This is a genomic window from Novosphingobium profundi (genome assembly GCF_020524485.1).
GTDB lineage: Bacteria > Pseudomonadota > Alphaproteobacteria > Sphingomonadales > Sphingomonadaceae > Novosphingobium > Novosphingobium profundi_A.
In genome coordinates this window covers 193,926-217,890 of the sequence record NZ_JAIVLF010000005.1, presented here as the reverse complement: position 1 = coordinate 217,890, position 23,965 = coordinate 193,926, and the positions used below count along the sequence as shown (strand labels likewise).

24 protein-coding genes are annotated in these 23,965 nt (G+C 66.0%); 12 read left to right on the top strand and 12 right to left on the bottom strand.

Annotated elements, in window-relative coordinates:
* Positions 1-64: 64 nt before the first annotated feature.
* Positions 65-1,672: a phosphoenolpyruvate carboxykinase gene (locus tag LC060_RS14920; RefSeq protein ID WP_226636908.1), complete on the top strand. Its 1,608-nt coding sequence runs from the start codon at positions 65-67 to the stop codon at positions 1,670-1,672.
* Between the two features lie 111 nt (positions 1,673-1,783).
* Positions 1,784-2,134, top strand: coding sequence for a hypothetical protein (locus LC060_RS14915; RefSeq protein ID WP_226636906.1), 351 nt, complete (start codon positions 1,784-1,786; stop codon positions 2,132-2,134).
* A 75-nt stretch (positions 2,135-2,209) separates the two neighbouring features.
* On the opposite strand, the gene LC060_RS14910 is transcribed toward LC060_RS14915, so the two are convergent.
* Entirely contained in the window at positions 2,210-4,072 is a 1,863-nt protein-coding gene (locus LC060_RS14910; protein ID WP_226636903.1) for a DUF885 domain-containing protein, read from the bottom strand.
* A gap of 117 nt (positions 4,073-4,189) precedes the next feature.
* On the opposite strand from LC060_RS14910, the gene LC060_RS14905 reads away from it, so the two are divergent.
* Positions 4,190-4,402 carry a hypothetical protein gene (locus LC060_RS14905; protein ID WP_039393103.1) on the top strand — a complete coding sequence of 71 codons (213 nt, stop codon included), beginning with the start codon at positions 4,190-4,192 and terminating at the stop codon, positions 4,400-4,402.
* 43 nt (positions 4,403-4,445) lie between these two features.
* Here LC060_RS14905 and LC060_RS14900 read toward each other — a convergent pair whose 3' ends face one another.
* Positions 4,446-5,102, bottom strand: a complete 657-nt coding sequence (locus LC060_RS14900) for an alpha/beta hydrolase (RefSeq protein ID WP_039393106.1) — start codon at positions 5,100-5,102, stop codon at positions 4,446-4,448.
* Positions 5,103-5,289: 187 nt separating this feature from the next.
* Between LC060_RS14900 and LC060_RS14895 the strand changes: the two genes are divergently transcribed.
* The 3 genes from LC060_RS14895 to LC060_RS14885 are packed head-to-tail and all read left to right on the top strand — an operon-like array spanning position 5,290 to position 7,711.
* Positions 5,290-6,300 (top strand): cysteine desulfurase family protein, encoded by a 1,011-nt coding sequence (locus tag LC060_RS14895; RefSeq protein WP_413465124.1) that lies wholly within the window; start codon positions 5,290-5,292, stop codon positions 6,298-6,300.
* Complete coding sequence (locus LC060_RS14890; RefSeq protein WP_226636901.1) at positions 6,297-7,376, top strand: cysteine desulfurase family protein; 1,080 nt, start codon at positions 6,297-6,299, stop codon at positions 7,374-7,376. Before LC060_RS14895 ends, LC060_RS14890 begins: the two co-directional genes overlap by 4 nt.
* A 2-nt stretch (positions 7,377-7,378) precedes the next feature.
* Complete coding sequence (locus tag LC060_RS14885) at positions 7,379-7,711, top strand: 2Fe-2S iron-sulfur cluster-binding protein (protein WP_226636899.1); 333 nt, start codon at positions 7,379-7,381, stop codon at positions 7,709-7,711.
* A 78-nt stretch (positions 7,712-7,789) separates the two neighbouring features.
* On the opposite strand, the gene LC060_RS14880 is transcribed toward LC060_RS14885, so the two are convergent.
* Entirely contained in the window at positions 7,790-8,329 is a 540-nt protein-coding gene (locus LC060_RS14880) for a type 1 glutamine amidotransferase domain-containing protein (protein WP_226636897.1), read from the bottom strand.
* A 122-nt stretch (positions 8,330-8,451) separates the two neighbouring features.
* The gene (locus LC060_RS14875) at positions 8,452-9,321 is read right to left on the bottom strand and encodes a DUF4349 domain-containing protein (RefSeq protein ID WP_226636895.1); all 870 of its coding nucleotides are present in this window, start codon (positions 9,319-9,321) and stop codon (positions 8,452-8,454) included.
* A 108-nt stretch (positions 9,322-9,429) separates the two neighbouring features.
* On the opposite strand from LC060_RS14875, the gene parC reads away from it, so the two are divergent.
* The gene (gene parC, locus LC060_RS14870; RefSeq protein ID WP_226636892.1) at positions 9,430-11,718 is read left to right on the top strand and encodes a DNA topoisomerase IV subunit A; all 2,289 of its coding nucleotides are present in this window, start codon (positions 9,430-9,432) and stop codon (positions 11,716-11,718) included.
* 141 nt (positions 11,719-11,859) lie between these two features.
* On the opposite strand, the gene LC060_RS14865 is transcribed toward parC, so the two are convergent.
* The 7 genes from LC060_RS14865 to LC060_RS14835 all read right to left on the bottom strand — a co-directional run bounded on the left by LC060_RS14865 (position 11,860) and on the right by LC060_RS14835 (position 17,358).
* A complete protein-coding gene (locus LC060_RS14865) occupies positions 11,860-12,525 on the bottom strand; it encodes a TIGR02281 family clan AA aspartic protease (RefSeq protein WP_226636890.1) in 666 nt (221 codons plus the stop codon).
* Between the two features lie 55 nt (positions 12,526-12,580).
* Positions 12,581-13,204 (bottom strand): TIGR02281 family clan AA aspartic protease, encoded by a 624-nt coding sequence (locus LC060_RS14860; RefSeq protein ID WP_226636888.1) that lies wholly within the window; start codon positions 13,202-13,204, stop codon positions 12,581-12,583.
* Positions 13,201-14,373 (bottom strand): CCA tRNA nucleotidyltransferase, encoded by a 1,173-nt coding sequence (locus LC060_RS14855; protein WP_226636887.1) that lies wholly within the window; start codon positions 14,371-14,373, stop codon positions 13,201-13,203. The genes LC060_RS14860 and LC060_RS14855 overlap by 4 nt, the downstream gene beginning before the upstream one ends.
* Positions 14,366-14,959, bottom strand: a complete 594-nt coding sequence (locus LC060_RS14850) for a CoA pyrophosphatase (RefSeq protein WP_226636884.1) — start codon at positions 14,957-14,959, stop codon at positions 14,366-14,368. Before LC060_RS14850 ends, LC060_RS14855 begins: the two co-directional genes overlap by 8 nt.
* Complete coding sequence (locus LC060_RS14845) at positions 14,956-15,501, bottom strand: DUF1285 domain-containing protein (RefSeq protein WP_226636881.1); 546 nt, start codon at positions 15,499-15,501, stop codon at positions 14,956-14,958. The genes LC060_RS14850 and LC060_RS14845 overlap by 4 nt, the downstream gene beginning before the upstream one ends.
* Before the next feature lie 103 nt (positions 15,502-15,604).
* Positions 15,605-16,132: a GNAT family N-acetyltransferase gene (locus LC060_RS14840; protein ID WP_226636879.1), complete on the bottom strand. Its 528-nt coding sequence runs from the start codon at positions 16,130-16,132 to the stop codon at positions 15,605-15,607.
* A gap of 38 nt (positions 16,133-16,170) precedes the next feature.
* The gene (locus tag LC060_RS14835) at positions 16,171-17,358 is read right to left on the bottom strand and encodes a PQQ-dependent sugar dehydrogenase (protein WP_226636877.1); all 1,188 of its coding nucleotides are present in this window, start codon (positions 17,356-17,358) and stop codon (positions 16,171-16,173) included.
* A gap of 16 nt (positions 17,359-17,374) precedes the next feature.
* Here LC060_RS14835 and LC060_RS14830 point away from each other — a divergent pair, with 16 nt between their 5' ends.
* From LC060_RS14830 to LC060_RS14810, 5 genes are all read left to right on the top strand, one after another.
* Entirely contained in the window at positions 17,375-18,013 is a 639-nt protein-coding gene (locus tag LC060_RS14830; protein ID WP_052322643.1) for a ribonuclease HII, read from the top strand.
* Positions 18,014-18,276: 263 nt separating this feature from the next.
* Positions 18,277-19,410 (top strand): site-specific DNA-methyltransferase, encoded by a 1,134-nt coding sequence (locus LC060_RS14825; RefSeq protein ID WP_319005433.1) that lies wholly within the window; start codon positions 18,277-18,279, stop codon positions 19,408-19,410.
* Positions 19,411-19,468: 58 nt separating this feature from the next.
* The gene (folP, locus tag LC060_RS14820) at positions 19,469-20,581 is read left to right on the top strand and encodes a dihydropteroate synthase (RefSeq protein WP_226636875.1); all 1,113 of its coding nucleotides are present in this window, start codon (positions 19,469-19,471) and stop codon (positions 20,579-20,581) included.
* Between the two features lie 239 nt (positions 20,582-20,820).
* Complete coding sequence (locus tag LC060_RS14815; RefSeq protein ID WP_226636873.1) at positions 20,821-21,195, top strand: hypothetical protein; 375 nt, start codon at positions 20,821-20,823, stop codon at positions 21,193-21,195.
* A gap of 128 nt (positions 21,196-21,323) precedes the next feature.
* Complete coding sequence (locus tag LC060_RS14810; protein WP_226636871.1) at positions 21,324-22,481, top strand: alkaline phosphatase D family protein; 1,158 nt, start codon at positions 21,324-21,326, stop codon at positions 22,479-22,481.
* Here the strand turns inward: LC060_RS14810 and LC060_RS14805 are convergent.
* Positions 22,478-23,902 (bottom strand): sigma-54-dependent transcriptional regulator, encoded by a 1,425-nt coding sequence (locus LC060_RS14805; RefSeq protein WP_226636869.1) that lies wholly within the window; start codon positions 23,900-23,902, stop codon positions 22,478-22,480. The two genes, LC060_RS14810 and LC060_RS14805, sit on opposite strands and share 4 nt — an antisense overlap.
* Between the last annotated feature and the right edge of the window lie 63 nt (positions 23,903-23,965).

Here is a 23,965-nt window from a genome sequence, read left to right as displayed (position 1 = left end):
ATTCCTGAGGAGGAATTGATGATGCCATCGCCGGATAGTCTGGCGAGGTGTCACGTTGGAGGAGATGACATTGACCGCTTCCCTAAGCTACCCGCTCGAGAAACAAGGGATCGCCACCAAGGCGGAGATTTTCGCGAACCTGGGCACCGCGCCCCTGGTTGAGCATGCCATCCGAAACGAGGAAGGCACCTTGTCCGCGGACGGGCCTTTCGTTGTCGCGACGGGCAAGCACACGGGCCGTTCGGCCAAGGACAAGTTCATCGTCAAGGACGCCGAGACGGAAGATACGATCTGGTGGGGCAACACCAATGTCCCCATGACGCCGGAGCACTTCGCGGCGCTGAAGGAAGACTTCCTTGCCGCCGTCGGCGACAAGGACAAGCTCTACGTCGCGGACCTGTTCGGTGGCTCGCAGCCCGAACACCGCGTCAAGGTGCGTGTCATCAACGAGTTCGCCTGGCACAACATGTTCATCCGCACCCTGCTGGTGCGTCCGAGCGCCGAGGAACTCGAAGGCTTCGCGCCGGAATACACGATCATCGACCTGCCCAGCTTCAAGGCCGACCCGGCCCGCCACGGCAGCCGCAGTGAGACCGTGATCGCGGTCAACTTCTCGGAAAAGCTGATCCTCATTGGCGGTACGGCCTATGCCGGCGAGATGAAGAAGTCGGTCTTCGGCATCCTCAACTACCTGCTCCCGACCAAGGGCGTGATGCCGATGCACTGCTCGGCCAACATCGGCCCGGACGGCGATACGGCGGTCTTCTTCGGCCTTTCGGGCACCGGCAAGACGACGCTTTCGGCTGACGCTTCGCGCACGCTCATCGGCGATGACGAGCACGGCTGGTCGGACACCGCGGTCTTCAACTTCGAAGGCGGCTGCTATGCCAAGATGATCCGTCTCTCGGAAGAAGCCGAGCCGGAAATCTACGCGACCACCAAGCGTTTCGGCACGGTCCTTGAAAACGTCGTGATCGATCCGGTCACTCGCACGCTTGACCTCGACGACAACTCGCTCGCCGAGAACAGCCGTGGTGCCTACCCGATCGACTTCATCCCGAACGCCTCGGAAGAGAACCTGGGCCCCGTGCCGCAGAACGTGATCTTCCTCACCGCGGATGCCTTCGGCGTGCTGCCTCCGATCGCGCGTCTGACGCCCGACCAGGCCATGTACCACTTCCTTTCGGGCTACACCGCCAAGGTTGCGGGCACCGAGATCGGCGTGACCGAGCCGGAAGCGACCTTCTCGACCTGCTTTGGCGCGCCGTTCATGCCGCGTCACCCCTCGGTCTACGGCAACCTCCTCAAGGAGCGTATCGCCAAGGGCGGCGTGAAGTGCTGGCTGGTCAACACCGGCTGGTCGGGCGGCATGGCTACGATGGATGGCATCAAGCGCATGCCGATCAAGGCCACCCGCGCGCTGCTCAACGCCGCGCTCGACGGCAGCCTCAACAACGCCGAGTTCAAGGAAGATCCCAACTTCGGCTTTGAAGTGCCCGTGGAAGTGCCCGGTGTCGACACCGCGCTGCTCGACCCGCGCGGCGCCTGGGCCGATGGCGCCGAGTACGACAAGACTGCGCAGGTTCTGGTCAAGAAGTTCATCGACAACTTCGCCCAGTTCGAAGCGCATGTCGACGAGGGCGTCCGTCAGGCCGCGCCCGTCACCGCCTGACAGGCGCGCGAGCAACTATGACATGAAGAAGGCCCCGGACGCTTCGGCATCCGGGGCCTTCTTGCGTTGCGGGTGGCACGCGGTGCCTCCCGCCAGAATCAGGAGAGAGACATGGGACTATTGGACGGCGTACTGGGGCAGATGGGCGGCAACGTCGATGTGGCCAATCTGGCCGGGCAGCTCGGTATACGACCGGAAATGGCCGAGAAGGCCGTGGCCGCGCTCGGCCAGGCGCACCAGCAACCGGGCGATACGGCCGAGCTTGCGGCGGGGCGCACGGGGCTCGATGTTGCCACCATCCAGCAGATCATCACCGCCATCGGCGGCGAGAGCGCACTTGCGCGTTTCGCCGGAGAGATCGTCTCCAACCCGCAGGTGATGGCGTTGCTCGACCGCGACGGGGACGGCGATGCGATGGACGATATCGCGGGGTTTGCCTCAGGGCTATTCGGGCGAAAGTAGAGCTTTCCGGATGGAAGAAGGTCCCCGGGTGCGGACATGCACCCGGGGGCCTTTTCGATTCGTGGGACGTGGGCGTCAGGCCTTCACACCTGCGATGTAGCGCGTGATGTTGTCGCCCAGCACGTCGAGGGGGACGTTGCCGCCATCGACCACGGCCTGGTCGAAATCGCGCAGGTCATAGGCATCGCCCAGTTCGGCAATCGCGCGCAGGCGCTGGCGGTTGATTTCGTTGTGGCCCATCTTGTAGCCACAGGCCTGACCCGCCCAGGAGCAGTAGCGGTCGACCTCGTTGACCACTTCCTCGCGCTTGTTGCCGTTCTTCTCCATGAAGAAGCGGATGCCTTCCTCGCGGCTCCACCCCTGCGAGTGCAGGCCGGTGTCAACGACCATGCGGCAGGCCCTGAACGCGATGGACTGGAGGTAGCCGAGGCGCCCGACCGGATCATCGTCATAGGCGCCCAGCTCGTCGCCCAGCTGCTCGCCGTAGAGCGCCCAGCCTTCGGAATAGGCGTTGAAGGCCAGGATCGAGCGGATCAGCGGCAGCCGGTTGGCGTATTCGCCCTGCCAGACGTGGCCGGGGATCGTCTCGTGGTGGACGAGGGTGGGCAGGTCGTACTTGCGGTGAAGGTCCGTGGTGCGCAGGTTGATCCACATTTTGCCCGGCACCGTGCCGTCCTTGGACCCCGCGCCGCCATAGGCCGTGGGAGCGCCCGGTTCCTCGGCAAGGGGGAGGCGCCGGACCTCGACGTTACCCGGCACCAGCTCGCGAAACGCGCGCGGCATCTGCGAGGTGATCCAGTCGATGCGCTGGCGGATGAAGGCCATGATCTGGTCGCGGCCCTCATCGCCCTTGGCGAACATGAAGCGCGGGTCCTTGCCCAGCGCGGTCATGCGCGCGCCGACGGTGCCCTGCGTGTAGCCCAGATCGTTGAGGATCGGGTCCATCCGGCCATGCAGTTCGGCCAGTTGCTCGTGGCCGAGCTTGTGGATTTCCTCAGGGAGCATGGTCGTGGTCGTGCTGGCCTTGAGCGCCCAGGCATAGAACTGCGCGCCGCCGGGGCGTTCGCGCAGGCCCGGTGCGCTGGTGGCGAGGCCGCGCTGGCGCTTGAGTTCGGCGAGCTGGCGCTGGAGTGCGGGCAGCACATCGCCTGCGACAAGGCTTTTCGCCTGCTTCTCCCAGTCGCCTTCGAACGAGGCGGTGCGGTTAGCAACCGAGGCGACGAGGCCGCCACCGTCCTTGCCTGCGTCCGCGACCGTGCTCTCCATCTGCGCAATGGCGCGGTCAAGCAGGAAGTCGGGCGGCACGAGGCCCTTGTCGGTCGCCGCCTTCATGCGCACCAACTCGCCGTCGAGCTGGTCGTCCATCTGGGCAAGGCGTGCGACGTAGGCGTCGGCATCGTCGGGCGTCTTGATCGGGTGATCCGCGTCAAGGAAACGCGGCGTGTCGAGATAGGCGCCTACGTTCTGGATGACGACGTAGGGCGTGTTGCGCCAGCTGCCCACGGCCACATCGCCATAGGGCTGCGCGAAGCCTTCAAGCGAGGTCGTGTAGGCGCTCTTGATGACTTCCAGACTGGTCCGCGTCGCGGGATCGAGGCCGGTCTCATCGACGGCAGAGACCGCTGCGAGATCGCGCCGCAGCAGGGCGGCCATGCGGGCCACGCCATCGGGGGAGCGGTCCTCCATCCGGCTGCGCAAGGGTGCATGCGCCCCGATGTCGACGCCGAGGCTGGTGGCCGTGCCGGGATTGAGATCGAGGAAATTCCAGGCGAGCGTGTCGAGAAGGCCGCTCGCCTCGGCTGGGGCGGGCGAGCTGGAAGCACTCTGGGCAAGCGCGCGGGAGCTGCCCGGAAGGGCCATGGCGGCGACGCCGCAGGACAGGATCTGGAGAGCGTTGCGACGGGAAAGCGGCGCTGCGGCCGATGTAGGGTGTGTCATGGCGCGAAACTGGCTCCGACAGGCGGACAAGTCAAACGCGGATGGGGAAGAAAGGCCGGGGGAAGCGGGGTCGGATCGGGGCTCGCTTGGCGTCCGGGGATCGGCTATCGCTTCGCCATGGCTATCGCGCTTTCCCTCATGGTCCTCGCCAGCATCGCGCTGGTGCTGGGCAGTATCGCCCTTTGGCGTCGCCCAGGTCATCGCAAACGGGCCGTGCTGATGCTCGTTCTTGCAGGGATCATGGCGATCAACGTCGCGATCCTCACCGTGCCCACGCCCGATGGCCGCTCGCTTGCCGGTATCGCCGAAACGCAAGAGGCGCCGCAGTAGCCCTGCGACGCCTCTTTCTGCGTGTCCGTGCGGCGCTGCGCGATTACTTGATCGGGCAGTCCGGCGCGAGGCGCATGTCGAGGTAGTTGTTGACCGACTTCATCAGGTCATCGGTTTCGTTCTCGAAGAAGTGGTTGGCCTTGCGCACTTCATCATGGTGGATGGTGATGTGCTTCTGGGTGCGCAGCTTGTCGACCAGTTTCTGCACCGCGTTGGGCGTTACCACCGTGTCGGCTTCACCCTGGATGATGATGCCCGAGGCGGGGCAGGGCGCAAGGAAGCTGAAGTCGTACATGTTGGCGGGCGGCGCGATCGAGATGAAGCCGCGGATCTCCGGGCGGCGCATCAGGAGTTGCATGCCGATCAGCGCGCCGAACGAGTAGCCCGCGATCCAGGTGGTCGAGCTCTCGGGATGGATCTGCTGCACCCAGTCGAGCGCGGCGGCCGCGTCCGAGAGTTCGCCGATACCGTTGTCGAAGCTGCCCTGGCTGCGGCCCACGCCGCGAAAGTTGAAGCGCAGCGTGGCAAAGCCGCGCGCCACGAAGGTCTTGTAGAGATGCTGCGTGATGCGGTCGTTCATCGTGCCGCCCGCCTGCGGGTGCGGGTGGAGGATCATGGCGACCGGCGCGCGCGGACGCGGCGCGGGCTGGAAGCGGCCTTCGAGACGGCCTTCGGGTCCGGGAAAGATCACTGCGGGCATGGAATAGCGAACCTGACTTGTTGAGGCTCCGGCAAGAAGGGCCGCGCAGGAAAGGGGCCGTGATTGCAGGAGTGGAAATGGGAGAGCAGCTTATATAGAAACATTCGTACCAAAAACAATCACGACAAAACAAGCGGAGCCGCCAATTTCTTCCCCTGTCTACCTGGACCATGCCGCAACCACCCCCTTGCGGCCCGAGGCGCGCGCCGCGTGGCTTGAAGGTGCCGAAATCTGGGCCAATCCCTCCAGCCCACATAAGCAGGGGCGCGCCGCGCGCGCTGCGCTTGAGGAGGCGCGCGAACGGGTGAAGCGGGCGCTGGGCTGGAGCGGTGAACTTCTTTTCACCTCGGGCGCGAGCGAGGCGCTGGCACTGGGATTAGGCCGTGCGAAGGCGCAGCGGCGTCTTGTTTCGGCGGTCGAACATGACGCGGTTTTCCGTGCCGCGTCTGATGCCGTTGAAGTGCCTATGGCAGGGGGGCAGCTGGACGCAGAGGCCCTGGCCGAGCACCTTGGTGAGGAGGGGCGCTGCGTGCTCGCGCTCCAGTCGATCAACTCCGAGACAGGGACCGTGCTGCTGCCTTCAGGGGCGAGCGAGGCGTTGGAGGCGATGCGGGCTGCCGGAGGGCTGCTACTTGCCGATTGCTCGCAGTCAGCCGGCAAGGCGCCGCTGCCCGAGGCTGACCTCATCGTTGCCTCGGCCCACAAGCTGGGTGGTCCCGTCGGGATCGGCGCGCTGCTGGTGCGCGACTTTGCGCTGCTGGCGCCGACCGGCGGGCAGGAGCGTGGCTACCGCGCGGGGACGGAAAACCTGCCCGGCGCGATGGCCTTTGCCGCCGCGCTGGACGCGGGCGGCGTCGAAAGCTGGGCGACGAGCGAGGAGGAACGCTTTGCCTTCCGCGACCGCCTTACCGAATCTGGTGAGGTGATCCAGCCCGGCACGGCCTGCTCGCACATCTTCGCGGTCGCGGCGCCCAAGCTTGCGGCAACCGCCATGCTGATCCGGCTCGATGCCATGGGCTTTGCCATTTCGGCGGGAAGTGCATGTTCGTCGGGCACCCTCAAGCAGAGCCGGGTGCTCAAGGGCTTCGGCATCGACGAAGACACCGCGCGGCGTACGGTGCGGGTCAGTATCGGCTGGAACACGACACGCGAGGACCTCGATGCCTTCGCGGACGCCTGGGCGAAGGTGAACGCATGATCTATCTCGACTATCAGGCAACGACCCCATTGGCGCCCGAGGCGCGCGAGGCCATGCTGCCCTGGCTGGGTGGGCCTGAGACCAGCGGCTTTGCGAACCCGCACAGCCCGCATCGTCCCGGACGCATGGCGGCTGCCGCGGTGGAAGTCGCGCGCGACCAGGTGGCCGCGCTTCTGCCACCGGGCGGCCGCGTGATCTTCACCTCGGGCGCGACCGAGGCGATCAACCTGGCGATGGTTGGAAGCGGGGCCAAGCGGCTGGCCGTCTCGGCCATCGAGCATTCGGCCGTGCTCGACACCGCGCGCTGGATCGATCCGGGCGTTCAGGAAATTTCGGTCGGAGAGGATGGCTGCGTGGCTGCCAGCGCGTCGCTGCGCGAGGGCACCGACCTCGTTGCGGTCATGCAGGTCAACAACGAGATCGGCACGATCCAGCCGGCGGACGAACTGGCGCAGCGCGCCCATGCGGCAGGCGCGCTGTTCCTGTGCGATGCGGTGCAGGGAGCCGGCAAGATCGCGCCGCCGCAAGGCGCGGATATGATCGCGATCAGCGCGCACAAGATGTACGGGCCCAAGGGGATCGGTGCGCTCTGGGTGCGCGATGGGCTCGATCTCGCCCCGCTGATCCGCGGCGGCGGGCAGGAGCAGGGCCTGCGTTCCGGCACCTTGAGCCCGGCGCTGTGCGCAGGGTTTGGCGCTGCGGCCGCGCTGGCGCTCAAGAGCCGAGATGAAGATGCGGCGCATATTAGCCGACTTTGGGATATTGCGCGTGCGGCCCTGCAGGACTGGGATCTCAATGGCTCGGCCGAGCGGCGCTGGAAGGGAAATTTGAACTTGCATCGCAAGGGTTTGGATGTAGCCAGGCTGATGTCCGATCTTCGCGGAGTGGCTTTTTCGGCTGGCTCGGCTTGCGCCAGCGGCTCGGGGAGGCCCAGCCACGTGCTGCGCGCACTCGGACTTGCCGACAGTGCGACCAAAGCCTCTATCCGTTTGGGATTCGGGCGATATAGTACGCAACGGGACATAGAGGATGCCTGCGCTCAAATAGAAGCCGCTGCGGCGGCGCAGGGAGTCTGAAATTGGTAAACGTGCAATTCGTCACGACCGAAGGGAACACGGTTTCGGCACAGGCCGAGCCGGGAACGCGCCTGCTCGAAGTGGCCCAGGCCGCGGGCATGCCGCTCGAAGGGACGTGCGAGGGGCAGATGGCCTGTTCCACCTGCCATGTCTATTTGTCGGATGAGTGGTTCGACAAGGTCGAGCCCGCCTCGATGGATGAGGAAGACATGCTTGATCTGGCTGCGGGTGTCGCGCGAACCAGCCGCCTTTCCTGCCAGATCGAATTGACTGAGGATCTCGACGGGATCGAGGTGCGTATTCCCGGCGTTTCGCGCGACATGCAGATCGGCTGAACCGCAAAAAAGGCGACGGCCGCACCCGTTCAGGGATGCGGCCGTGCGGCTTTCAGGACATTATCGGAGCTGCCCTCGTCATGCGGCCTGCGCGGGAACCCGGACGGCCTCGATCAGGGCGTTCGAGAAGGCCGGGATGTCGTCGGGGTTGCGGCTCGTGATGATGTTGCCATCGACGGCCACTTCGCGGTCAACCACGTTGGCGCCCGCATTGGCAAGGTCGGTGCGGATCGAGGGCCAGCCCGTCACGGTCTTGCCGCGAACCGCGTCCGCTTCCACCAGCAGCCAGGGCGCGTGGCAGATGGCACCAACCGGCTTGCCCGAATGGACGAACGCCTGAACCAGTTCTACCGCCGTGGAATTGAGGCGCAGGGTGTCCGGATTGATCCGTCCGCCGGGCAGGACGAGAGCATCGAACTCGCTTGCCTTCACATCGTCGAGGGCGAGATCCACCTTGATCGGATCGCCCCAGTCGGTGTGGTTCCAGCCCTTGATCTCGCCCGCCTCGGGGCTGGCGATCTGAACCTCCATGCCAGCTTCGCGAAGGGCATCGCGCGGACCGGTGAGCTCGGAGGGCTCGAAACCGTCGGTGGCGAGGATGAGGATGCGCTGGGTCATGTCGTAACCTCCTTTTCTGTTCGCATTCCCTCATCAAACACCGCCGCGCCGCGTGCCGTTCCCGGTCTCGGCACGGCCTGCCGCGCCTCGGCCACGGATCGGAGAATGCCGCGTCGACCCGCTCAGCTATCCCGGCGACGCCGCAGGTGGCCCACCAGCCAGACGATCCCCCAGATCACGAGGCCCAGCGGAATGCCGATGGCCCCCAGGATGATGAGCGCGCCAATCACGGTGCCCAGGATCGTGTCCAGGTTTCGGACAGCCTCGCGAATAGGTCCAAGAAACCCAGCGCTCGACGGCGTTCGCGAGATGTAGGAGAGGTTCATCTCGCTGAAGTCGACCCGGCCCTGCATCTGCGCCAGCCAGCTCTCGGCCTGGTCGATCTCCTCATTGACCTTGGCCACGCCGCGCTCGGCCTCGACCAGTTCGGCGACCGAGCCCTTGCGGGTGGCGAGGACCTCCATCAGGCGGTCGCGCAGCAGGCGGCGGGCCTTGAGGCGTGCGGTGGTATCGACGATCTGCTTGGAGAGATCCTCGCCTTCGATCGCGCTGCCGATCTGGTCGCCGCCCTGGCCGCTGACCAGTTCGGCCAGGTCCTGCCCGAACGCCCGTGCGCGGGGAGCGGCGACGGCCAGTGTCAGCGACCCGCTGGCATAGTCGTTCTCGCCAAGGTCGGTCTGCATGGACAGGACGCGGCAGACCTGTGGCCCCTGTTTGTCGCACAGGCTGGCCTGCCGGGCCTGGACTTGCGCGATGCGCTCGGCGGGCAGGCGGTATTGGTAGCGGTACGTGTAGGCGATCCGCGGAACCGAGACGGGGATTTCGCCGCTTTCCGGCGCTTCTCCTGACGGCTCTTCGCCGATGTCTACCGTGGTGATCTTGTCGGGCCTGCCTGGACCGGCGCCATGGTTGCCCGCCTCACCGCAAGCGACCAGCAGAAACGAAGCAAGAACAGGCGCAAGCGGCCATACGGGCCTTGTCGGACGGGGCATTCTCTCTCCATTCTGATTCTCAAGAGAGCCTAGCGCGCCGCAAGCCTGCGGAAAACGGCGAATTGTCGCTTTGGAGAGTGGCCCTGCGCTGCTACGCTCCTGCCCATCATGGTGACTTCTCTCGACGACAATTCCGATCCGTTCGACGCCATTGTCGATGCGCCTTTCGACGCCGCGCTTTCCGAGCGCTACCTCGTCTACGCGCTCTCGACGATCACCGCGCGTTCGCTGCCCGATCTTCGCGACGGCCTCAAGCCGGTCCACCGGCGCCTGCTCTGGGCGATGCGGCAGCTGAAGCTCGATCCGGCGAGCGCCTACAAGAAGTCCGCGCGCGTCGTTGGCGACGTGATCGGTAAGTACCACCCGCATGGCGATGCGTCGGTCTACGATGCGATGGTCCGCCTCGCGCAGGACTTCTCGCTGCGCTACCCGCTGGTGCAGGGGCAGGGCAACTTCGGCAACATCGACGGCGATAACGCGGCGGCCTACCGCTACACCGAGGCGCGCCTGACCAAGACCGCGATCCAGCTCATGGCCGGGCTCGACGAAGGGACCGTCGACTTCATCCCGACCTACAATGGCGAAGAGAGCGAGCCGGACATCTTCCCGGGGCTCTTCCCGAACCTGCTTGCGAACGGGGCAACGGGCATCGCGGTGGGCATGGCGACCTCGATCCCCAGCCACAACGCGGCCGAGATCATCGATGCGACGATGCTCCTGATCGAGAACCCGCAGGTGGAGCATGAGCAGCTCATGGAAGTCTTCCATGGGCCCGACTTTGCAACCGGCGGCCTTGTCGTCGACAGCGCGGCGGCGATCTCCCACGCCTACGAAACGGGCAAGGGCGCCTTCCGCATGCGCGGGCGCTTTTCCAATGGCCGTGACGAGGCGGGCAACTGGGAGGAAACCGGCATCGAGAAACTGGGCGGCGGCCAATGGCAGCTGGTCGTTTCCGAAATTCCCTACATGCTCGCCAAGGGCAAGCTGATCGAGCAGATCGCCCAGCTGATCGCGGACAAGAAGCTGCCGATCCTGGAAGACGTGCGCGATGAAAGCGACGAGCAGATCCGGATCGTCCTGGTACCCAAGAGCCGCAATGTCGACCCGGAGCTCCTGAAGGAAAGCCTCTACCGGCTGACCGACCTGGAGTGCCGCTTCTCGCTCAACCTGAACGTGCTTGACGCGCAGCGCACGCCCGGCGTCGTCGGTCTCAAGGACCTGTTGCGCCAGTGGGTCGTCAATCAGATCGACATTCTCCAGCGCCGCACCCGGCACCGGCTGGACAAGATCGCCGCGCGCCTCGAACTCGTCGAGGGCTACATCATCGCCTACCTCAACCTGGACCGGATCATCGAGATCATCCGGACCGAGGATGAGCCCAAGCCGGTGATGATGGCGGAGTTCGATCTCACCGACCGGCAGGCCGAAGCGATCCTCAACATGCGTCTGCGCTCCTTGCGCAAGCTGGAGGAAATGGAGCTTCGCCAGGAGCACGAGGAACTGCTCAAGGAGCAGGACGAGCTCACCAAGCTGCTCGAAAGCCCGGCCCGGCAGCGTACGCGCCTCAAGCGCGACCTGATGACGCTGCGCAAGGACTACGCCGAGGATACCGAGCTTGGCCGCCGCCGCACCACGATTGCCGAGGCGCGGCCCACGGTCGAATTCTCGATGGACGCGATGATCGAGAAGGAGCCCATCACGGTTATCCTCTCTGAGCGCGGCTGGATACGCGCGGCCAAGGGGCACGTCGCGCTCGACAGCGAGTTCAAGTACAAGGAAGGCGACGGCCCGGCCTATGTCTTCCACGCGCAGACGACCGACAAGCTGCTCATCGCGCTGGATAATGGCCGCTTCTACACGCTGGGTGGCGACAAGCTGCCGGGCGCGCGCGGCTTTGGTGAACCGATCCGCACGATGGTCGATATCGACGCTGAGGCGCAGATCGTGGCCGCACTTGCCCACAAGCCCAAGGGGCAGCTCCTGCTCGCTTCCAACGTGGGCCGTGGTTTTGCTGTGGTGACCGATGAGATCCTGGCGGAAACCCGCAAGGGCAAGGCGGTTATGAGCACAAAGCCGGGCGTCAAGCTGGCCGTGGTGCGCGAGATCCCGGCCGAGCACGACCACGTCGCCGTGGTGGGGGACAACCGCAAGCTGGTCGTCTTCAATCTCGACGAACTGCCGATCATGGCCAAGGGGCAGGGCGTAACGCTTCAGCGCTACCGCGACGGGGGCATGGCGGACGTGACCACGCTCAAGTTGGAAGAGGGTCTCTCCTGGACGATGGGCGGCGACACCGGGCGCACGCGCACCGAAAAGGATATCGCCATGTGGAAGGTCGCGCGCGGCGCGGCGGGACGCCTGCCGCCCAACGGTTTCCCGCGCGACAACAAGTTCTGAAGAAGGAAGTGATTCCGAGGGCCATCGCCCTCCGGCTCCCCGAACTGTCGACCTCACGTCGAGCGCGCCACGTTGGCCGAGCGAGGTGAGGTCCCACATTTTGGGGTCAAGGGGCGATGGCCCCTTGAAAGAATCCTTCTACTAAACCTCTTCCACTGGCTGCGGATGGTTCGGCACGAGGATCAGCGTGCGCCCTTCAACGCGCCAGCTGGCAAGGCGCGAGAGGAGGTTCATTCCGATCACGTTCTGCTCGCCCAGGCCCGGTGCGACGACCGCATCGAGATCGCGCGCGACGATGTTGCCGAAGCGCAGTTCGTCGACAGTGACCAGTTCGGCGGGGACGGTGCCGTTGGCCGTGCGCATCGCGATCCGGCGCGGGACGGGCGAAGGCTCGATCTGCGCGGCTTGGGCGGTCACGGGGGCAAGCGCGGTCAGGGTCGCGCCGGTGTCGACGAGAAAGTCGCGCTCGACGCCGTTGATGCTGGCGCGGATCCAGAAGTGTCCGTCCGGGGCCATGGCGACCCGCGTTTCGCTCCCTTCGACGCTTTGCCGCTCGATCCCGACCTGGGGCAGGGCAAAGTCGAAGCCGGTGTTGAGGCGGGCAAATTGCGCGATTGTGAGGAGCAGGGCGGCGACGAGGCCGAGGTTGCCGATGCCTTTCACAAAGCCGCCGAGGAACGGCAGCGGACCGCGCAAGAGGCCGCCAATCATCGTGACCAGCAGGGCGCCCAGCGCGAGCGCAAGAAGCGGCTGGCCTGCGAGATAGGTCGCAAGGTCATCGACCTGGTCGGGAATTTCGAGGTTCATGGTCCCTATACTACCCGCAGATAGCTTGCCGGTTCCTGACCGGGGCGGGCCGTGGTCACGGCGTCAGGATCAGACGCTCGCCTTCCACGCGCCAGCTTTTCATCTGTGAGAGCAGGTTCATGCCGATGACGGAGGTGTCGTTCTGCGTATCGGGCAGGACGGCGAGTGGCAGGTCACTCGCCTCGATGGTGCCCAGGCGCAGCGAACGGGCAAGGCCCATGCGCGCGACAACCGTGCCGTTGGCGGTATCAAGCAGGCGGCCTTCGCCGTTCTGGCTGGCGGCAAGGCCGGTACGCTGGGCAACACTTTGCGGAACCGTGGTGTAAGTGGCGCCCGTGTCGATCATGAAGTCGACCGGTTCGCCGTTCAGTTGCGCCTTGACCCAGAAGTGCCCGTCCGCGCGCATGGCGATGACGGTCTCGTCGCCCTCGATCCTGGCCTCGCGGGTGTGATCGAGCCAGAGCGCGGCGTCCGAAGTCCGGTTGCTTCCTGCGAACTGAACGACCGTGAGAAGGCCTGCCACGAGAAGTCCAAGATAGGCGACATTGCGCATCCCTGTGCCAAGGCCGGGACGCTGCGCGCTCACCATCTGCGCGGCAACGGCGAGCACGATGGCGGCTACCGTTAACGCGAGAAGCGGCTGGCCTTCCAGCGTGGCGCCAAGGTCACCTCCGCTCACGCGGGGCCTTGCGCGATCACGTCGTCGAGCAGTTGCTCGACGCGCGAGCCTGCTGGAAAGCCTTCTTCGATCCACCGCGTTTCGACGGCGCGCAGGACGCGCGCGACCTCGGGGCCGGCGCCGACACCGCGCGCGACGATCTGGCCGCCCTTGAGCGGGAAGGTGGGGATGGTCCAGTCCTTGAGGGGCGTGACATCGGCCCCTGCGATCAGCAGGCGGTCGAGCGCCTGTTCCATGCCCAATCGGAAGGCAAGGGCCTGCGGCGCACCGGGAATGTCTTCACGCGCGGCGGCCAGCGCCAGGCGTTTTTTCTGGGCGCCCGAAAGCCGGAAGCGCGAGGCGATCTGTTCGGCAAGAGCAACATCGGCCGGGAGCAGCGCGGCAAGGCGGCGTACCGGATCGGGCGCGATCCCCTGGCGCTGCTCGCAGGCGATGAGGGCGGCGAGCGCTTCGGGGCTGGCCTCGGGCAGGATCACGTCGAGAACACCCAGCGCCTTCATGCGCGCGATGGTTGGCGCGGGGTCGGCGAGCCCGAGGAGGTTCATCGTTTCCATACCCACCCGCTCGCGCGAGAGGCCCTTGAGCGTCGCGGCAAGTTCGCGGCAGGCGCTTTCGGCTTCTTCGTCGGCGGGTTGGCTGCCGAACCGGGCCTGGAAGCGGAAGTAGCGCAGGATGCGCAGGTGGTCCTCGCGAATGCGCTGGCGGGCATCGCCGATAAAGCGCACGGTGCGCGTGGCAAGGTCGGCCTGGCCCTCGAAATAGTCGAAGATCGTGCCGTCCAGAGGATCGGCGTAGAGGGCATTGATGGTAAAGTCGCGGCGCGCGGCGTCCTCGTGCCACTCCTGCGCGAAGGCGACCGTGGCGCGGCGCCCGTCGGTGGAGACGTCGTGGCGCAGCGTGGTGATTTCGACCGGGCCACCGGAGAGGACCGCCGTCACGGTGCCGTGTTCGATGCCGGTGGGCACGCGCCGGATCCCGGCATCCTCAAGGCGCTGCATGACCTCTTCAGGACGCAGCGTGGTGGCCATGTCGATGTCCTTGACGGCGAGGCCTAGCAAGGTATCGCGCACCGCGCCGCCGACGTAGCGGGCGCAGCCCTTGCCCAGTGCCGCGACCAGATCGGCGAGATCCGCGCGGCCCATCCATTCGGCGCGAAGCCGTTCAGTCATGCCAGTTCAGCCTATGCGTCAGGTTGGTGATGATGGCGCCGGTGACGCCCCAGATGCGGTGCCCTTCCCACATGATCTCGACATATTCGCGCTGTGCGCCTTCCCATTCCAGGCTTCTGGCCTTCTGGTTGGCGGGATCGAGCACGAAGTCGACCGGGGCCTCGAACCACTTGGCAACCTCGGCGGGGTTCGGGCGGATCTCGATGTCAGAGGGCACGATGCCCAGGACCGGCGTGATCTCGTAGCCGCTGCCGGTGCGGTAGAGATCGCCTGTGCCCACGACCCGCACGCAGGCGGGATCAATGCCCAGTTCCTCGTTCGCTTCGCGCAAGGCGGCTTCGACAGGCGCTTCTCCGGGATCGATCCGGCCACCGGGGAACGCGACCTGCCCTGGATGCGCACGCATCGAGGAAGGGCGGTGAAGGAGGAGCATGCCGGGGCGTTCGCGTTCGGTCAGCGCGATGAGGACGGCCGCCGGGATGAAGCTCTCGATCTGCGCGGTGCGCGGATCGGTGAAGCGGTGGGGCTGGGCATGGCCTTCGCGCGCCTCGAAGCGGCGCTTCACGGCCTCGAACAGGGCGCTCATGCCGGGCTCAGCGAGAAACGGGCGGTGCCGCTCGTGACCGAGAGATCATCGCTTGCAAGCGCGATCTCGGCGAGTTGGGCGTACGTGCTGCGGTTGAGGCGGGCACGGCAGCCGTGGCGCACGCCCAGGTAAATGGCGGGGGTGTCGGGATCGCCCTCGGCCGTGATCGGGTGCGCAGGGCCCGCAATCACGAGGTCATCGGTGTTGAGGCGAAAGACCAGATTGCCGTCCTCCTCCTTGAGGTCGACGGCGAGGAACGCGGCGTCCTCCACCGCGATCGACAGCTTCTGGGTGGGGGTGACCAGCCAGTGCTGGCCGTCCCCGTCGCACAGCAGGAGCGATGCAAAGGCGCGCACCATCGCGGGGCGCGTGATCGGGCCGTCCTCGTGGTACCACCGTCCGTCGGCGGCGATGCGCATGTGGCTGTCCCCGACATGCGCAGGCTCCCAGGTTTCGACAGGCGGCAGCCGCCGCGCTTCGAGGAGCGCGGCCACGTCGGCGAGGGAAAGGCCGGCAAGGTCGGGTGGGGCGTCGTAAGGCATGGCGTGTGCGATGCCAGATAGGCACGCACGCGCCAAGCGCCAAGCCTTTCCAGCTTCATTCCCGAGCCATGCACCGCAATGCGTGGCCGGGGCCTGATCCCGTTCAGCGCGTCCAGGGGCCGAGCGTGCCCTTCGCGGGCAGCACGGCCGGGTTGTCGCAGCGCACCAGCAGACGGCTCGCCTCGAACGGACCGGGCAGGTCCCAGCCTTGCGTCTGGGCGTTGCTGAAGCCCCAGAAACGACCGTAGTATTCGGGATCGCCGATGAGGACCTGCGGAAGCGGGGCCCGCTCGTCGATGCCCGACATGGCCGCCGACATCAGCGCCTGGCCGTAACCGCGGTTCTGTTCCTCGGGCAGGACGGCAACGGGGCCAACCATGATCATCGGGTGCGCGCGGCCATCGTCGTCGGTCAGCGCGACCGGCCAGCACTGGATCGAGCCGACCATCATGTCCTTGTCGTCCATGACCGCGAAGCTGAGCGCGGGCAGCCATTCCATGCCTTCACGCACCTTGTAGGCAGTGCGCTGGCGTCGCTCGGGTTCGAACGCACGGTCGAGCAGATCCTCGACGAGGGCGGGGTCGACGTTGTCGAGCGGAATGACGGTTGCGGTTTCGGACGAGTTGGACATGGCGCGCGCCGATAGGGCCGGGCGCGCGTTTTGTCGATTCAATTCGCGCTTTGGTCCTTGGCAGGCGGCACCAGTTTGAGGAGGTGTCCGCTGTCCGGAGCCGGTCCGTCCTCCAGCAGCCAGATCTCGCCCGAGGGTGTCTCGCGCACCTCGCGGATGCGATGATCGAGCTCATAGCGCGCTTCTTCAACACCTTGCGTGCCGTTGAGGGCGACCAGGACGAGGCCGGGGACGGAGAAGGAGGCGATCACCGCCTTGTCGTGGAAACCCGGGTACCGGTCTCCCTTGTAGAGGATGAAATCGCCCGGTGCGATCACCGGGTTCCAGCTGATGGCGGGCCCGGCCAGGTCGGGGCGGGTGGAGTGGCGCGGGATCGGGTCACCGTTGTAGTGATCGCCGTCCGAGACCAGCGGCCAGCCGTAGTTGAGCCCTGCCTCGACGCGGTTGATCTCGTCGCCGCCAGCCGGTCCGTGTTCAAGGTCCCACAGGTCCCCGTTCGCATCAAAGGCAAGGCCAAGGACGTTGCGGTGGCCATAGGACCAGATCTCGTCCGAGGGTGAGCCCTGATCGGCGAAGGGGTTGCCAGGCGCCGGGGAGCCATCGGGCAGCAGGCGGACGATGGTGCCCAACGTGTTCGAGGTGTCCTGCGCGGGCTCGCCCTTCTGCCGTTCTCCCGAGCTTACAAAGAGGTAGCTTTCATCGGGCGAGAAGGCGAGGCGGTGCGAATAGTGTCCGGCTCCTGTCACTTTTGGCGTCTGGCGCCAGATGACCTCAAGGCCTTCGAGTGCGCAGCTGGCGGGCGCCGAACAGGCCAGAGTGCCAAGGCCGACGGCTGCGCCGCGCGTGTCGCCGTCGCCCGGCTCGGCCCACGAGAGATAGACCCGGCGGCCGTCGAGCGAGCCATTCTCCGGAGGTGTCCAGTCGGCCTGCGGGGCGAGGCGAACATCGCCAAGCCCGCCCTGGCCCTGGTAGGCGACCTCAGGCGCGCCGCTGACGGTTCCAGTGCTGCCATCGGGGAGGTAGAGGCGGATCGTCCCAGCCTTCTCGGTGATGATCGCGGTGTTGGTGGCCGCATCGATGTCCATCGCCCAGGGTTCCTCGAAGCTTGCCAGCGTTTCCACTGTGAAGGGGGGAGGCGCGGCCTCGGGAGCGGGCGGCGTATCGGAGGCCGACGATCCGCAGCTTGCCAGCGCCAGCCCGAGCGCCGATAGGGACGGCAGAAACATGGATTTTCCGGAGATCATGACGCTTCCTTCTATCGGCCCCTACGGGGGCATCGCGCTGGTTCGCCCGCATGTCATGGGCATCGACGAGGCCGGTCGTGGGCCGCTGGCAGGGCCCGTTGTGGCGGGCGCTGTGCTGCTTGGCAAGAACGCCCCGGCCGGGCTCGACGATTCCAAGAAACTCTCGGCCAGCCGCCGGTTGCAGCTGGAAACAGAAATACACAAAACCTGTCTCTGGGCCGTCGGTGTGGTCGATGTCGAGACGATCGACCGCATCAACATCTTCGCAGCGACGATGCTGGCGATGACCCGCGCGGCCAGTTCGCTGTGCTCCAAGGCCGGGCTCGAGCCGGACGAGGTGCTTGTCGACGGCAACAAGACGCCGGAGGGACGCAGCGAAGGCTGGCGCTGGCCCAACGTGCGCGCGATCGTCGGAGGTGATGGCAGCGAGGCGGCGATTTCGGCGGCCTCGATCATCGCCAAGCAGCACCGCGACCGGATCATGCGTGTTCTGGCGCAGGCCTTTCCGATGTATGGCTGGGAGCGCAATGCCGGTTACGGCACGGCGGGGCACCTTGCCGCCCTGCGCGAACACGGCCCGAGCCCGCATCACCGCCGCAGTTTTTCGCCCATCGCCCAGCTCGAGATGGCCTTCTGATCGCGCGCCGCTGATCCCGGGTGCGACATCGGATTTCGGGCTGGCGTAAAAAAATTTCACGAGGGTGCTCCGCTCGCCCGACACAAGATGTTGAGTCGGTCGCGAATCGGCAGACTCCATATGCTGTGTCGGATTCGTTTTGTTCCGTTTTATGATACCCTGAATCATCAGGATTCCCGGCGAGTCGCAGCTTGACGGCGACTCGCCGATGAATCATTAGGGTCGTCTTTCCACAGTTAATTACGGTTTTAGACGGGGTCATAATGGGTCAGGTACTGGTCAAAGAACGGATTCGTGCGAAGGCACCTGCGCCGACCCCGAAGGAACTGCTGCCGCTTGGCCAGATCATTCCGGGCGACTGCATCGAGGCGATGCGCCAGATCCCCGACGCGAGCGTCGACATGGTCTTCGCCGACCCGCCGTACAACCTGCAGCTTGGCGGCGATCTTGATCGTCCCGACGGTAGTCGCGTCGATGCGGTCAACGACGAATGGGACAAGTTCGCCAGCTTTGCGACCTATGATCAGTTCACCCGCGACTGGCTGACCGAGGCGCGCCGTGTCCTCAAGCCCGATGGCTCGCTGTGGGTGATCGGCTCGTACCACAACGTGTTCCGTCTTGGCGCGATCATGCAGGACATGGGCTTTTGGATCTTGAACGACATCGTGTGGCGCAAGGCGAACCCGATGCCCAACTTCAAGGGCACGCGCTTCACCAACGCGCACGAGACGCTGATCTGGGCGAGCATGGGCGAGAAGGCGAAGTACACCTTCAACTATCGCGCGATGAAGACGCTCAACGATGAACTGCAGATGCGTTCGGACTGGCACCTGCCGATCTGCAACGGCGCCGAGCGCCTGAAGAAGGACGGTCGCAAGGTCCACCCGACGCAAAAGCCCGAGGCGCTGCTCTACCGGGTGCTGCTCGCCACCACCAACAAGGGCGATGTCGTGCTCGACCCCTTCTTCGGCACCGGCACCACCGGCGCTGTCGCCAAGCGCCTGGGCCGCGAATGGATCGGCTGCGAGCGTGAGGGCGACTACCGCGAAGCGGCGATGGAGCGCATCGAGATGGCGCTTGAACTCGACGAGAGTTCGCTCAAGACCATGCAGTCCAAGCGTGCGGCGCCCAAGGTTGCTTTCGGCACGCTGGTCGAGACCGGCTGGATCGCGCCGGGCACCGAGCTGACCGCCAAGAAGGGCAAGTTCACCGCCACCGTGCGCGCCGACGGCTCACTTGCCGCAGGTCCCGTGACGGGCTCGATCCATGGCGTGGGCAAGGAACTGCAGGGCGCACCCTCGTGCAACGGCTGGACCTTCTGGAGCATCCAGCACGAAGGCAAGCTCAAGCCGCTCGACGACATCCGCCAGCTCTACCTGCTTGCCACCGAACCGTGAGACGAGGGCCTTCCTCACCCTCTCTCGACACCGTCCGGTAAAAGGCTAAAGAGCCGCCATGCCTCGCAAGATCTATATCCGCCCGATCGCTCTGGTCGACAGTCCCCAGAGCGAAGCGGGCAACGCTGTCCGCCTTGGTGGCTCGCTGGTCTGGGCCAGCCACTTTGCCCTTATGGAACGCAAGGGGCGCAAGGTCGTCGCGCGCACGCTCGTCGATGCGGCCGGCATGCCCGAGGCGATTGCGGCGCTCGATGCGCCCCTGAAGGCGCAGGCTGAGGCGCAGTGGGCGGCGCTTGCAAAGGTTCACGCGCCGATCACCTGCGGCGAGCGCACGATCCGGCTCGACCAGCCGCAGGTCATGGGCATTCTCAACATGACGCCCGACAGCTTTTCCGATGGCGGGCGCTTCCTGGACCACCCCGATGTCGCCATCGACCACGCCGTGGGGATGCTGGAAGAGGGCGCCGCGATCATCGACGTGGGCGGCGAATCCACGCGGCCCGGCGCAGCTGCGGTCTGGGAAGGCGACGAAATCAAGCGCGTCGTGCCCATGGTCGAGCGGCTTGCCATGATGGGCGCCGCGATCAGCCTCGACACCCGCCGTGCGGCGGTGATGGAGGCGGCGCTGGCGGCTGGCGCACACATCATCAATGACGTCTCGGCGCTGCGCTACGATCCCCGCAGCTTGGAACTGGCGGCCGCGTCGAACGCGCCAGTGGTCCTGATGCACGCGCCGGGCAAGGGCGATGACCTCCATTCGGATGGGCACTACGCCGATGTCGTTCTCGACGTCTTCGACTGGCTGGAAGAGGTGCGCGACGAAGCCGTGGCCGCGGGCATTGCGCCCGAGCGCATTCTGCTCGATCCGGGCATCGGCTTTGGCAAGACGCTGGCCGAGAACCTGGCGCTGATGAACGCCCTCGCGCTGTACCATGCGCTCGGGCATCCGCTGCTGGTGGGCGCGAGCCGCAAGCGCATGATCGGGGCCCTTTCGAACGAGGCCGCAGCGCACGAGCGTCTGGGCGGTTCGATCACGTTGGCGCTCAAGGCCATCGAGGCGGGCGCGCACATCGTGCGGGTCCACGACGTGGCGGAAACGGTGCAGGCCGTGCGCGTGTGGCGCGGCATGCGTGATGCGGCGCTCACCGACTTCTCGCAGTTGGTGGATTGATCGGACCGCCACAGGGCGCGTCCGATCTTTCGAAATCTTGACCGTGGATGAACCCCAGATTTCTGCGGGATGAACCCGCAAGGCGCGGTGCGTGCAGCGGTGCACGCATTGCCGTTTTCGTCGCGCCAAGGGCCCATTTCGTCTCTTCGCCGGGAGGGATTTGCCCGGTCGGCCCGTTTCCCTCTCGAACGCAAGGCAATCATGCCCGGCGCTGATTTCGAAGAAGGGAGATACGTCCCATGATCAAGACCAAGACCTTTCGCACCGCCGTTCTCGCCGCAGCCGTGGCCATCCCCGCAGGCGCTGCTGTCGCCGCCATGCCGATGAGCGACCTGCCCATGACCGCCGAGCAGCAGTGGGCGCAGACCGAGGAAGGCCGCATCATGACCTCGCCTATCGCGGGTATCGAGAACTCCCAGTGGTTCGACTACCAGGGCAATGTCCTGGAGACGAAGAAGGAGCTTTCAAGCGACCTCAAGCGCGCGACCGACCTGGAAGATGCCCGCGATGCCTACGGCGAGTACGCGCACGAGTTGAAGGACAACCGCCTCGATTACGCCGAGTACATGGCGAAGAAAGGCCACACGGTGCCCCGCGTCTACCTCGAGAACTGATCCGACCTCTTTCCCCTCAAGAGATTTGGACAAAAGCGTCGTTGGCCTTGGGCCAGCGGCGCTTTCGCGTGGGGGGAGGTTCGGCCGGGATGTCTTGAAAAGGTCATGGTGCTTTGGGAGAAAGCGCCATGCTGACCTCCTCGCGCCGCCGCTTCCTGTTCCTGTCCACAAGCGGCCTTGTCGCCGGTGGAGCCGCCCATGCGCAGAGCTCCACGCCAGCCGTGCTGCTGGAGCCCTACTACCGCGACCTTGAAGACGAGGTCGCGCTCCCTCGTGCGCCCGAGGGGCCACCGCTCGCGCTGGAAACCGAGATCACCCGCTTTGCGGTCGGCAGCTGCAATAACCAGGAGGGCGACCAGTCCTTCTGGCAGGGCATCGCCAGCCGCAACCCGCAGCTTTTTCTCTACATCGGCGACAACGTCTACGGCGATCCGGGTTGGGACGGGGGCGCGGATCTGGGGTCGCTGCGCCGCGCCTACGAACGGCTCAATGGCCACCCGCAATTCCAGGAATTTCGCAAGACTGTCCCCATGCACACGGTGTGGGACGATCACGATTACGGCTTCAACGATGGCGGCGCGGTGTTCCCGTTCAAGCGCTGGTCCGAGCACATCTACGAGACGTTCTGGAATTCGCCCGAGGACGTGCGCGGGCGCGAGGGCGTCTACCATGCGCGCACTTACGGGCCGCAAGGGCGCCGCGTGCAGGTCATCCTTCTCGACACCCGTTTCCAGCGTTCGCCGCTCGTGCCGCCTGCGCCGGGCCAGACCCTGCCGGTAAACGGGCGCTACGTGCCCGATACCAGCGCGGACGCGCAGATGCTGGGGGAGGCGCAGTGGGATTGGCTCGCCGAGGAACTGGCAAAGCCTGCGGACCTGCGCGTGGTCGTCTCCTCGATCCAGGTGCTCTCCGATGCGCACTTGTGGGAGGGCTGGGAGCTCATGCCGCGCGAGCGGGAACGTCTTTACGCTGCGTTGGGCGCGCGCAGGGGCGGCGGGCTTGTCCTCCTGTCAGGCGACCGGCACGTTGGCGCGATCTACCGCAAGGACGTTCCCGGGGCCGCGCAGGGCCTCTGGGAGATGACCGCCTCCTCACTCAACCGCCCCAACGCCAGCAATGCCGAAGCGACCGCGCGCGAGCCCGATGCGGACCGGCAGGGGATGTGCGTGGGCGATGCGAACTTCGGCGAAGTCGCCGTGGACTGGGCAGCCCGCAAAGTGACGCTGACGGTTTGCCGTACGGACGGGCAACCGCTCGTCACGCGCAGCTTTGGGTTCGCGGCCTAGGCCGCGTTGTCGATGCCGAGGTCGGCCAGCTTGCGGTAGAGGGTCGAGCGACCAATGCCCAGGCGCCGGGCCACTTCGGTCATGCGGCCCCGATAGAGCCCTATGGCAAGACGGATGACGTCGGCCTCGATGTCCTCCAGGCGGCGCAGGTTGCCGTCGGGGGTGTAAAGCATCACGCCCGCGCTCTCCTGCAGCGGATTGCCCGCGACGTTGGAGGGGCCGGGGCCAAGAATGGCGAGGAGCTGCGGGAAGTCCTCGGAGGTAAGGGCATCGCCGTCGCAGAAGACCGACGCACGGAACAGCGCGGCCTGAAGCTGGCGCACGTTCTCGGGCCAGTCGTAGGCGGCCAGAAGCGAGAGCGCGCCATCGGTAATGCCCAGTTCGCGCAGGCCCGGCTGTTCGCCGATCCGCGCGAGGAAATAGCGGGTGAGGGCCGGGATATCGCCCGAACGCTCGCGCAAGGGGGGCAGCGTCACCTTGGTGTGGCCCAGCGCTTCGGCAAGCTCGGGAAGGAAGTTGCCGGTCGCGGCAAGGTCGGCCAGGGGCAGGTTGCTTGAGGAAATCAGGCGCACGTCGATGCGGAAGGAATGGCGCGCGCCGATGGGGCGCACGTCCCCCTTGCGGATCGATTCCAGCAGGCGCTCCTGCACGGACATTGGCAGGCAATCGACTTCGTCGAGAGCAAGGGTCGCGCCGTCGGCGTGCTGGAGCGCGCCGACCTGGCGTTCGAAGGCGCCGGGAAAGGCGCCTTTCTCGTGCCCGAACAGGACAGATTCGATGGAGTTGGCGGGAATGCCGCTGATGTTGATGAGGCGCAGCGGCATCTTCGCACGCGAAGAGGCCGCGTGCATGGCGCGCACCAGCATCTCCTTGCCGGTGCCGCTCTCCCCCTCGATCAGGACGGGATGGTGGCCGCGCGCGGCCTTGGCGGCGACGGCCAGCGCCTTGCGGAAATTGGGCGCGGCCCCGATCATGGATTCGAAGTCGGGACGCGAGGGCATCTTCTCGGTGAGCGGGGCGAGCTCGTCGCGCGCGGCTTCGCGCGTGGTGGCCGAGCGCAGCGCGTGCATCAGCCGCTCGGGCGCGACCGGCTTTACCAGATAATCGCTGGCCCCCGCGCGCATCGCCTCCACCGCGAGCAGCGGCGAGGTGCTGGCCGTAATCATCAGGATGGGCAGAGCCGGACGCCGCGACTTGAGTTCACTGATGAGCGCGCAGGCATCATCGCCAGGCACCCATTGGTCCAGGATGATCGCGGAGAGCTGCATGCCCTGGCGCGTGCCAAGCATGGCGATAGCGGTTTCCGCGTCCTGCGCGATGACCGTGCGCCACCCTTCACGCGCCGCCAGCGCCGAAATGAGACGGCTCTGGGCCGGCTCGTCGTCGATCAGCATCAGCAGGCGTTGCTCGTATTCGGCCATGGTGCGCGTCAGGGTCCTCACATGTACCGGTTTGATACAGCACCTTATGTGCGGGAGGTAAAG